The organism is Arthrobacter sp. CAN_A214, assembly GCF_015751955.1.
Taxonomy (GTDB): Bacteria; Actinomycetota; Actinomycetes; order Actinomycetales; family Micrococcaceae; genus Arthrobacter_D.
In genome coordinates, this window is the sequence record NZ_JADOUU010000020.1 from 39,433 (window position 1) to 47,610 (window position 8,178).

An 8,178-nucleotide genomic window follows, 5' to 3' on the forward strand; every position below is an offset into this window, starting at 1 on the left:
TCACCGACGTGACCGTCCTGGAGCCGGAGGAAGTGCTCCAACTCGCTGGGGGAGCGGAGGAACCTGCACTAATACCCTTGGAAAAAATCTTTCCGCCGACCCCCAAGGATTTTGTGGCGGACGCTGTGCGCGACGCCGGGTAGTTAGCTTTCCTTGGGTGGCGGGGTTGTTTAGCGGCTTTTATTGTAGGCGTCGATAATCGACTGAGTGATCCTGCCGCGTGAGTTGGGGCTGTACCCGTTAGCCTGCGCCCACTGACGGATCTGCCGTGTGTCCTGGCGCGCGGCACGACTCGTCGACGACGGCTTCTGTCCACCCTGACTCTTTCGTCCACCGCTGGCTTTGCGGGCCTTGTCCACATATCCGGACAGTGCCGAACGCAGCTGTTCAGCGTTCTCGGCACTGAGATCGATCTCGTAGTCGGTTCCATCAAGCCCGAACCGGATGGTTTCCTGGGCATCCTCACCATTGAGGTCATCCACTAAGTGCACCTGCACGCGTTGCGCCATTTTTCTTACTCCCAAGTGATCTGAACCTGCGAACCAATGAAATCCCCGGGAAATGACTCTATCGCAGCACCTTCACAGGAGGTGTGTGCCTCCCTGCTAGGGAGTTATCCGGCGTTTCCTTTTTCTTCCGACTCATTGTCGGGGACCGGTGTGACGGAGCTGAGCCAGACCCAGCCTTCGCGTTGGATCATGATCAGGGATTCGAAGAACCGGATTTTCACGGCTGTTTTCGTGTAGGCGATGGCGTGGGCTTGGATTCGGATGGCTTTGGAGGGGTAGCGGATCCACGCGTACACCCGCCGCGGTTCCGGGAAATCAATGGGCCGGGTGTTCTCGAGGTTGAGTTCGGCTGCGGTGAGCATGATGAGTTCCTCGCGCATCACGAATTCCTCGATCCGCTGATCCATCAGGTGCGCATAATATTTTGGGTACCTTTTACTGCTGCCCATGTCCTGACACTCGCCCCGCCTTTAGCTCTCGTGACGAACTGGTCACTCAGAAACCGGGGACGCCGGCGACGCGGCGTAACCGCCAGTCCTGCCATCGTGGATTGGCGCTGATGTCGAATTCCAGGACCGGGGAGGCGGGCCCGGTCTGGGCCTGAAACCGCCAGAACCGGGTCCTAATGAGACTCTCTCGACCACCCAGGGCCGTGGTGTCGGGTTCCCACCAGCTGCTCGAGCTCGACCAGGAGACAGGGTTACCGATGATCTGCCAGATACTGCCTCGCCAGCGCAACGCCAACGGTGTACCGCTGGGCAGGAAGCGGATGACTGCGGGCTCGTCCAGGACATGCCAGGCAGCATCGGAACCGGGAGGTGAGCCTCGTGGAGTGTTCATTGGGTGCGTTGTCATCGGTTGCGGTCCTTCCCGTGCTGTCATTTCATGCAGAGTTTAAAATAGAACACAGGTTCGATTATTTGGAAAGCCGCATCACGGCTTTAGGGGGAGTTGTTGTGGGTCATCCATCTATGGGCGGGTGGAGCCCGTCAGGAGTGAGCTCAAAGCCGTCCACCTGTGGGTGAACCGCCCGCACCACGGTGTGACGATAGATTCAGCTGGGAGGTTGTGTTCCCTGTGTGGTCCCAGCATCGGTGGGTACGCTTCGGTCATGAACGAGCTGGCTGCCTTCATCCTTGCCCGCGTGATGGAGGACCATGACCTCGCCCAGCAGGCGTTGGATGACCCCGGAGGCGGGGGGATCCTGGGGATGTGCGTGGAGAGCAGGCGTGCGGCCGATGTCGGCCGTGACATCGGTGTCGCCGGGCAGGAGCTGTTGAGGGATCCGCTGGCTTGCCACATCATGAATCAACGCCCCGAGAAGGTCATCGCGGACTGTGTCGCGAAGCAGCACCTCGTGGCCCATGTGCTGAGCATCGACTGGGATGACGAGTCGGTAGGGGAGCCGGGTTATTTGTACAAAATCCTTGAGCTGATGGCTTTGCCGTGGCGGGAGCACCCGCAGTGTCAGTCGCACTGGTTCAGTGAGGGCTATGAGGTTCGATGACCTGCTCCTGCCGGAGGGGGAATACCCGGTCGGTGTGTGCAAGAACAAGCAGGAATGGTTGTTCATGTACTCCCGAGGTATCCCGGTCGAGCGGATCGTCGCGATGTGCAGGGCGGATGTGCGGCGCGTCCGATACTCGATTCGGGCGGCCGAGAAACGCGACCCCACCCTGTTCGGGCGGCGCCTGATCCTGCATGACCAACCCGCGAACAAGCGAGCAAACGAGTCCGTGATCACGCTGAAGGAGCTGTGGTGGGAACACTCCGCCCGTTTGCTCGGCTTCTACCGACAGCACGGCCGGTTACCGGTGCAAAACCCGCAGGATACCGGTGAGCTTTGGTGGCTCTAACCGTGAAGAGCCCGATATCGTGGCGGCATCACCTCGTTGCAGCTTATACAACGCAGAATCTGCGCTTATTAGCGTTGTACCATCCGGACGCCGGTGGTGGGGGTCCAGGTGAGGGTTCCGGTTTGGAAGGTTTGGGTGCATTGGGTGGTGGTGGGGCAGGTTTGGGTCGTCATGGGGTAACCGAGGGCACCGTTTTCGGCTCCTTGTGTCCGGTAGGTGGTGCGGATAGGTCCGGTGACGGTCGAGTGGGCGTTGGTCGTGGCGGACCAGAGGATCTCGCCATTTTGGAAGGACTGATAGCAACCGTTATCGCGCAGCCCACAAATCTCGATGTTGACCGGGTAACCGAGAACACCGTTCTCAGCTCCTGCGGCCCGGTAGGCGTTGCGGATTCCGCCTTGCCGGCTGATCTGCGCCCCGGTTGTGGCGGACCAAAGGATCTCGCCGCGCTGGAAGGACTGGTAGCAGCCACCATCTCGCAACCCACAGATTTCAGCGTTTGTCGGGTAACCAAGAATTCCGTTTTCGGCTCCTGCGGCACGGTAAACCTGGCGGATTCCGCCTTGCCGGCTGATCTGCGCCCCGGTTGTGGCGGACCAAAGGATTTCCCCGCGCTGGAAAGACTGGGAGCAACCGTTATCTCGCAACCCACAGATCTCAGCGCTTATCGGGTAACCAAGAATTCCGTTTTCGGCTCCCGCCGCACGGTAAACCTGGCGGATTCCGCCTTGCCGGCTGATCTGCGCCCCGGTTGTGGCGGACCAAAGGATCTCACCGCGCTGGAAAGATTGATAGCAACCACCCTCACGCAACCCACAGATCTCAGCGCCTGTCGGGTAACCGAGGATACCGTTCTCAGCACCCGCCGCACGGTACGCGGTGCGGGTGGCACCGAACCGGCTGATCTGGGCACCGCTGGCAGCAGACCAGAGAATTTCCCCACCCTGGAAAGACTGGTAGCAGCCATTGTCCCTGATCCCGCATATCTCACGGTTGGTGGGGTAACCCATAAGCCCATTCTGCGCACCGGAGTTAACCCACGCGGTACGGGTTGGTCCATTGACACTTGCCACGGCACCAGTGCCGGTCGACCACAGCACTGCACCATTGGCATAGTTCCGGTAGCAACCGTTGTCTTTCAACCCGCAAATAACCTCCGACACCGGCACACCCAGGGCCGACACCAACGCGGCAGCACCATCAATAAACGGCGCCGCCACCGCCTCCCGCGACAACGTTCCAGTGATGGTAATGCTTGCGCTCGTGCTGCCGATGGAGTCGATGCGCACCGTCGTTCCGCGAGCGGTGCGGAACGTCGAGCCCTGCTGCCAGGCGTGGTTCTGGTTGTAGTACCCGGTGAACGGGTAGCTCGAAGGGGTCAATGCCAGGGACGCGGCGTCCGGCCAGTCCCCGCGCGCATCCTCCTTATGAATCATCACACCACGGTTATTGTTGATCGCGCCGCCGTCGTTCGCACCGACGGGTGTGCGGAACTCGAGGTAGTAGGTTTCCCTGGTTGCGGGGTCCACGAACTTCACTGCCCGCCGGGCCGCGGTTCCCGCCCAGGGCTGAAGGGTGAAGGATCTAGGGCCTTCGACCACACCTGCATCAAGGATTTCATCCCCGCGGCCGAATCCTCCGTATTCCCAGAGGTAGGCGTTGATCGGCGGCGTGGTGTACTGGGCCAGGCCCATCAGGTCCATGGTGTCGCCGTAGCCCCTCGAGTCGCAGGCCGAGTCGCCCCAAGTGCCATCTGGAGACTCGACATCAGCGCTTCCATTGGAGCACTGCAAGCTGTTGGCGTGGTTCAAACCGAGCACGTGCCCGAATTCGTGGCTGACCACATTGTTGGTGAACCCGGAGGGGACCGGCATGATGACCCGGCCGCTGTTGAAGCCGTCCATGAAACCGCCGCCGAGCACTCCGCCGGCGAACTGCGACACCGGAACATAAACGACCATCGCGTCATTCGGTGTAGCCGTCCACTGCATTCGGGCGGTGATTTTGGCCATGAGGTCGTAGTACTGGTCAGTGCTGTTCGCCGTGATCGTCACATCCCGGTACTCGTCAGTGATTTGCATGCCGAGGCGGTCGTTCGAGGCGGCCCGCCAGTACTTGTTAGAAGCGGCAATCGAGGCCCGTGCCTGATCGAGTTGGAAATCGGAGATCCGGTTGTTCGGGGAGCCCGAAAGAATCACGGTGACGAGCGTGACGTTGAAGGTGCCACTTCGCTGGCCGAACGCGGCTGCTGACCCCTCAGGGCTACCAAACGGGATCTTCACCGAGTCCGACGGCGCCGCCAGGTGCTCTCCCAGAATCGGGTTGAAACCGGGCTGACCCATGGGGTCCGCCACCGGCTCCACCGTGACCGCGCTGCCCTTCGTGCCCGGCTCCGCGGAGGGCGAAGCCGTCGCAGGGGTGCTCAGTGCTTCGCTCGGGACCGTCGCGGAAATGCTCGGCGGAACGGTCGCCGACTCACTTGGCGGAACTGCAGGTCCGGGGAGGGGATCGACCGTGGAGTCGGGTGGAGACGCTGACGGAGATACGGTCGGCGCAGGGGACTCAAGCGACGCTGCCACAGCAGGCATCGCGCTACTTAGAAGACCGACGGATAGGACAGCCGAAAGGACAAGCCGAGGCGGGAAAGCAAGGAACAAGAGGGTCTCCAACGAAACACGGGCGTAAACCCGGCGAGTAAAATCCCGATAAGACTACAGTCCTGTTACAGATGTGAAAGGGGTTCCTGAAGTAAATGAGCAATGCTAGTCTCGTGTCCCAGTTTTCCGTGACCGCGTGAAGGGTGAAGCGGCCGCCGTGACCCTCTCCACGATGCTGGTGGCGGTCGAGGTCAGACTAGCGGCCTCGGCTTGCTCTCTGAGGCCGTTAACTAGCCCCTGACCGTTAGTCCTCGTCCATACATACCCGAGTTGATTTGCCGAGCAAGAACCGACTCTAAACCAGAGTTGAGGGCAAGAAAGCCGCTAACCTGACCGATGTCCTCATCGGGCTAGTCAATGCCCTGTTGGCGCTGATGCGCGGATCCCTGACCTGGGACCAAGGCACTGAAAGGCCCGTTACGATCAACTGGCCGTCACCCCGAACCTGTCAATCTACTTCGCTCAATCCTAGTCACAGTGGCAATGGGGCTCGAATGAGAGCACAGTGAGTTTTTAGGTGGTCCTGGAAGGGCTGATCAGGAAGGGTTGATGTTAGCAGCAAGAGGTGACCCTTGAGAATACTGGCCGCAAATACTGATGTGTCCCTTGAACTGCCAACGCCGGCCTGCCCGCTGGTCCTGGCTGGGTTAGGAGCTTGTCCACCCAGGGGCATGACCCTTCAGTGCTGCCGCGACGAGTGGTCCCCTGTGGGCCTGGCGTGGACCGTGTTGGTCAGTTCAGTGAAGGGATCAGAGCAATGACGAGGTTCGCGGAAAACTATGACTACGGCTAGGCAACAGCATGGGCCAGATTTCGTCTTCCTGCGCCAATAAGCGGCTGGGCTTTCTCAGCTCCTGCATCTCGATCACTTCCGCCGGTCGCGGACCAGTTCCGCAGTCCTTCGGCTTAACGACCGAGGTCCAACGTCGTGACCGAGAGCCTAAACATTTTCGCAACATGCACCAGCGTTACTCACTCATCTGGGCTACGCCAATAACGTTTTGGCGGAACCGGGTCTGCTGCACCGATAGGTGACATTTGGTTTGGCTTGCCGGAAGGCTGGCCTGGAAGGATGTTGCTGTGCCTAAGCCCTACCCCGAGGTATTCCGTGATGATGTGGTGCGCGTTGCGAGGAACCGTGAGCCCGGAGTGACGATTGAGCAGATCGCGAAGGACTTCGGCGTTCATCCGATGACGCTCACGAGATGGCTGCGTCACGCCGAGACCGAGGAGAGCGTCAAGCCTGGTCAGGCGCGTAGCGAGACGGTAGAGAATCGTGAATTGCGGAAACGGGTCCGGTTGCTGGAGCAGGAGAATGAAGTGCTGCGGAGGGCGGCAGCGTATTTGTCTCAGGCGAACCTGCCGGGAAAAGGCTCTACTCGCTCGTGAGGGAGCTCGCTGTCGATGGGGTCCCTGTGACGGTGGCGTGCCGGGTCTTAAAGCTCTCCCGCCAGCTCTACTACCGGTGGCTGGCTGATCCCATAACTGACAGTGAGGTTGTCGAGGCGTATCGTGCGAACGCGCTGTTCCACGTGCACGCGGACGACCCCGAGTTCGGTCACCGGCTCCTGGCGGACGAGACCCGCGACGCTGGGGAGGCGATGGTTGACCGGACGGCGTGGCGTATTCCCGCGGTCAATGGTTGGTGGAGCTCGTTCGGGAAGAAGCGTGGGAAAAACGGGAGGAAGCCCGGCCCGGCAGTCCGTGATGACCTCTGCACGATCAAAGACGTGTTCTCGAACCGGATTGTGGGCTACTCTATCGGTTCGAGGATGAAGTCGAAGCTGGCCGTAAACGCGCTGGAGAATGCTCTCGCTCGTCGTGGTGATGTCGCTGGCTGCGTGATTCATAGCGACCGAGGATCACAACTTCGAAGCCGAAAATTCGTCCGAGCCCTGACCCACCACCGCATGGTCGGCTCGATGGGCAGAGTTGCCTCCGGCGGCGACAACGCCGCCATGGAGAGCTTCTTCAGCCTGCTGCAGAAGAACGTCCTCAACCGTCGCTCCTGGACCACCTGCGAGCACCTGCGTATGGCGATCGTGACCTGGATCGAACGCACCTAGCACCGGCGCCGTCGGCAACACCGTTTGGGTCGTTTGACGCCTATCGAGTTCGAGACCACCATGGACACACCAGCCGCCCTGGCTGCGTGACTAGAGACTGTCACCTATCCGTGCAGCAGACCCTCTCCATCGACCGTGGGCATGGTGAGCATCTTACGGGCACTCGTTAGGTCAACATAAGCGGCGACAGCCAAGGGCAGCATGGGTTTTATCGGTAACTTTATCCGATTGTCTTCCGGCATTCGCGCCAGCATCAATCTTTGCTTTATCGAGTGCGGAATGGCGAAGCGCATAACAGACTAATTTCAGCTCATCTCTGCGGCTGTGCATATGCAAAGGAAAAACAATTTGAAGGAGCCGACGGCGGCTGGGGGATCGCCTTTGTCTCACGAAGGCTTAACGCCGCCGGCTCCATTTGAAGGAGCCAGCAACGGCTGGGGATTGCCTTGGTCTCAAGAAGGCTTAGCGTCGCTGGCTCCATGTGTGGTTTCAACCCACATCCCAAAGATAACCCCCGGTTGCTAGCGCGTCCTGAGTACCTTCTACCTGTTAACCCGCCGAGCACTACTCGCGTCCCCCCAGTAGTTACCTGACTCTCAAGACCAGCTACCTGTCTTCAGTTTCAGGGGTTAACTTCCCGGGAACCCGGGTGTGACATGAAGCGCAGGAGCTGGTTGACAGTCTGATTGCTCCAGGTTTTCTGGGCCCTCCGGAAATCTTTTCATTTCGTGCTGGGAGATTTTGATGATCACTCGTAATCGTTTGCTCGCTGCAGGTTCCACGGTGGCTCTTGCCTCCGGCGGCCTGTTCTTCACTGTTGCTCCTGCTTCCGCGGAGCCCGGCAATCCGGGCGTCGGTACTCCTCCGAGCATCGGCAATCCGGGCGTCGGTACTCCTCCGGTCGACAATCCGGGCGTCGGTACTCCTCCGGTCGACAATCCGGGCGTCGGTACTCCTCCGGTCGGCAATCCGGGCGTCGGTACTCCTCCGGTCGGCAATCCGGGCGTCGGTACTCCTCCGGTCGGCAATCCGGGCGTCGGTACTCCTCCGGTCGGCAATCCGGGCGTCGGTACTCCTCCGGTCGGCAATC

The 8,178-nt window shown here is 60.3% G+C and carries 7 protein-coding genes and 1 pseudogene; 4 read left to right on the top strand and 4 right to left on the bottom strand.

The features are described 5' to 3' along the window. Nucleotides 1-170: 170 nt before the first annotated feature. The 3 genes from IWX65_RS14085 to IWX65_RS14095 all read right to left on the bottom strand — a co-directional run bounded on the left by IWX65_RS14085 (nucleotide 171) and on the right by IWX65_RS14095 (nucleotide 1,364). On the bottom strand, nucleotides 171-509 hold the full coding sequence (locus IWX65_RS14085) for a histone-like nucleoid-structuring protein Lsr2 (protein ID WP_196883765.1): 339 nt from the start codon (nucleotides 507-509) through the stop codon (nucleotides 171-173). A 104-nt stretch (nucleotides 510-613) separates the two neighbouring features. After that, nucleotides 614-916, bottom strand: a complete 303-nt coding sequence (locus IWX65_RS14090) for a hypothetical protein (RefSeq protein WP_196883767.1) — start codon at nucleotides 914-916, stop codon at nucleotides 614-616. A gap of 88 nt (nucleotides 917-1,004) precedes the next feature. Continuing rightward, the gene (locus IWX65_RS14095; protein ID WP_196883769.1) at nucleotides 1,005-1,364 is read right to left on the bottom strand and encodes a hypothetical protein; all 360 of its coding nucleotides are present in this window, start codon (nucleotides 1,362-1,364) and stop codon (nucleotides 1,005-1,007) included. A 256-nt stretch (nucleotides 1,365-1,620) separates the two neighbouring features. On the opposite strand from IWX65_RS14095, the gene IWX65_RS14100 reads away from it, so the two are divergent. Next, nucleotides 1,621-2,016, top strand: coding sequence for a DUF6221 family protein (locus tag IWX65_RS14100; protein WP_196883771.1), 396 nt, complete (start codon nucleotides 1,621-1,623; stop codon nucleotides 2,014-2,016). After that, entirely contained in the window at nucleotides 2,003-2,365 is a 363-nt protein-coding gene (locus tag IWX65_RS14105) for a hypothetical protein (RefSeq protein WP_196883773.1), read from the top strand. Before IWX65_RS14100 ends, IWX65_RS14105 begins: the two co-directional genes overlap by 14 nt. Before the next feature lie 68 nt (nucleotides 2,366-2,433). On the opposite strand, the gene IWX65_RS14110 is transcribed toward IWX65_RS14105, so the two are convergent. Continuing rightward, entirely contained in the window at nucleotides 2,434-4,953 is a 2,520-nt protein-coding gene (locus tag IWX65_RS14110) for a hypothetical protein (protein WP_196883775.1), read from the bottom strand. Between the two features lie 1,149 nt (nucleotides 4,954-6,102). Here IWX65_RS14110 and IWX65_RS14115 point away from each other — a divergent pair. Together IWX65_RS14115 and IWX65_RS17865 are read left to right on the top strand one after the other, a co-directional pair. Continuing rightward, a pseudogene (locus IWX65_RS14115) lies at nucleotides 6,103-7,085 on the top strand (DDE-type integrase/transposase/recombinase); the annotation flags it as partial. Between the two features lie 747 nt (nucleotides 7,086-7,832). Continuing rightward, the coding region (locus IWX65_RS17865) for a hypothetical protein (RefSeq protein WP_334683869.1) at nucleotides 7,833-8,178 on the top strand (346 nt) is incomplete at its 3' end.